This is a genomic window from Aeromonas sp. EERV15, from assembly GCF_900079845.1.
Taxonomy (GTDB): domain Bacteria; phylum Pseudomonadota; class Gammaproteobacteria; order Enterobacterales; family Aeromonadaceae; genus Aeromonas; species Aeromonas sobria.
In genome coordinates this window covers 1-433 of sequence record NZ_FKKY02000178.1, presented here as the reverse complement: position 1 = coordinate 433, position 433 = coordinate 1, and the positions used below count along the sequence as shown (strand labels likewise).

General features: G+C 68.6%; 1 protein-coding gene. It reads left to right on the top strand.

Annotation, left to right across the window (positions count from 1 at the left end; all coding sequences use genetic code 11):
* Window positions 1-433, top strand: a 433-nt coding sequence (locus BN4575_RS23035; protein WP_176716479.1) for a peptidoglycan binding domain-containing protein, incomplete at both ends; no start/stop codon positions are given.

Below are 433 nucleotides of genomic sequence, written 5' to 3'. Positions count from 1 at the left end.
GCAGAAGGACGAGGACGCGCCGCTCGACATCCCGATCCCGCTGCTGCTCGACTCCGAGCGGGCCATCAGCGTGCTGCTCGACCTGAAGGTCGAGCTCGACGCGCCGGCGGTCGACGCCTACGTCGACCTCGCGGCGAGGCAGCCCAAGCCCGAGAAGATCGGGTATCGGCTGGACGTCTACGGCACGCTCGCGCGGATCGACGCCGCCCTGCGGGCCGGCGAGGACACCGCGCTGGCGAGCGTCGAGACCATCAAGCCGAAGCTCGTCGCCGAGCAGCTCGGCAACGTCAAGTTCGATCAGGTGCTCGGCTACTTCGAGACGCGCTACGCGACCGGGGCGAAGTCCAGGGAGCGGACGTACAACCTCAGGCTCGCCGCCTCGAAGCTCGACGGCGTCGTGGTGATGCCGGGCGAGATCTTCGACTTCAACGAG